Below are 1,950 nucleotides of genomic sequence, written 5' to 3'. Positions count from 1 at the left end.
TGTGTGTCCTGCGTAACTCAAGGATGCAATTTAAGAAATAATGAGTTACATAACTGTAGATTAGATGAAGAAATATTATGTTTTACATACTATGGGCTTCGGCTAAGTCGATTAGGCGGATTGGTCAAACCACCCAATGGTGCTTTCTTTTCACGGGAAGGTACTTAGCGATTGGGAAATGATTTCATTTGAATTTATTCAAGATGTAATCAGGTGTGGGTTAGCAGAGATGAATGCAAATGAACCCTCATTGAGGTCTCGATAATAACGTATGCTGTGTCAAAACCGAGGGGACAGCCGCCCCGGGGGACAGAACCTGATGGTAACCTAAGTTTTGGTCAGGTGGCACACGGGATAAAGAGGGCATGACTGCAACCCGGGCTAATCTACGGAACAGGAGAAGCTATTTTGGAGTTGATAAGGGAGAATGGCAAAAGTCTATTTTGATAAGCCAGCGAGTACCGATACTTTGAAATAGTGGCGGATTGCCCCGTAGTAGTGGAAACGCATCCTAAAGACGGCTATGGAAACATAGCTTTAGCGAAGGGGGCAACGGAGTTAGGTTGAATAAATCTTACAACTTGAAATTTTTGAGGATGATTAGTTTATTACAATCAAGGACTCAACCGATAGAGAAAGACGCGGTTTGGTCAGCGTTTAAGAAAGTCAAATCCAACGGGGGAAGTTCCGGTGTTGATGGGGTGACCATAGAGATGGTTGAATCCAACGCCCGGAAATATTTGTACCCTGTATGGAACCGTCTTTCTTCGGGCAGCTATTATCCGCAACCCGTAAAACAAGTACCCATCCCCAAGCTGGACGGCACAGAACGTTTGTTGGGGATACCTACGGTATGCGACCGTGTAGCGCAGATGGTGATACGCGAAGAATTGGAACCGATTGTCGAACCTGTGTTTCACAAGAATAGCTTTGGCTACCGTCCGAAACGCAGCGCACGCCAGGCAGTACAGCAATGCAAAGAAAATTGCATGAAGTACGACTGGGTGATTGACTTGGACATCAAAGGTTTCTTCGACAATATCGACCATGGGCTACTGATGAAAGCAGTAAAATACCATACACAGGAGAAACATATCCTGCTGTATGTAGAGCGTTTTCTGAAAGCCGATGTACAGTTGCCCGATGGCAGTATTCGAAAGAATACCGACAAAGGGACACCACAAGGCGGGGTAATCAGCCCATTATTGGCAAATATCTTTATGGACATTGTGTTCGATAAATGGATGGATAAAAATTATCCTGAAAATCCGTTCGAACGTTATGCCGATGATGTGGTTATTCATTGTGAAAACTTTAAAGAGGCACTCCGTTTATTGGAGAACCTGAAACGAAGGTTGAAACAATGTAAGCTTGAAGCCCACAAGGAGAAAACGAAGATTGTTTACTGCAAGCGCAACCAGAAGAAGCACCCACCCTTTGAGGTTAAGTACCGCACATTTGATTTTTTAGGGTTTACCTTTAAAACGCGGCGAGCACGAGGGAAATGGGGGCATCTTCAGTTGGTATTCACACCGAGTATGAGCAAGAAAGCCATCAAACGGGTAGGGGAACGTTTAAGGGAGTTGAAGATTCACCGCATGGTACAATTCAATATCCAGAAAATTGCTGAAATGCTGGCTCCGTATTTACGGGGCTGGATAAATTATTTTGGTCATTTTAATGTAACTGGATTAAAACGTGCCATGCGCCTGTTGAACCGGAGGCTCATCAAATGGGTAATTAACAAATATCGTCGTTACAGGCGAAAACCGCGGAAACTTGCATGGAACTGGTTAACGAACATCTATAAATGTTATCCCAACCTGTTTGTGCACTGGACGTATGGTTTTCACCCGTAGAGTTCTACTTCGAAGAGCCGTATGATGGGAGACTATCACGTACGGTTCTGTGAGAGGTTTAGGGGTGTGATTCCCCTTTACCTACTCGACT

General features: G+C 44.4%; 1 protein-coding gene. It reads left to right on the top strand.

Annotated features, from left to right (window positions below):
- Nucleotides 1-596 precede the first annotated feature (596 nt).
- Nucleotides 597-1,859 carry a group II intron reverse transcriptase/maturase gene (ltrA, locus tag D1614_RS23535; protein WP_119440444.1) on the top strand — a complete coding sequence of 421 codons (1,263 nt, stop codon included), beginning with the start codon at nt 597-599 and terminating at the stop codon, nt 1,857-1,859.
- Nucleotides 1,860-1,950 lie beyond the last annotated feature (91 nt).

Origin of the sequence: Maribellus luteus (assembly GCF_003576475.1) — a bacterium.
In the GTDB taxonomy this organism is placed as follows: Bacteria; Bacteroidota; Bacteroidia; order Bacteroidales; family Prolixibacteraceae; genus Draconibacterium; species Draconibacterium luteum.
Note: the sequence above shows the minus strand (reverse complement) of the source record. Positions and strands in the feature narration are given on the sequence as shown.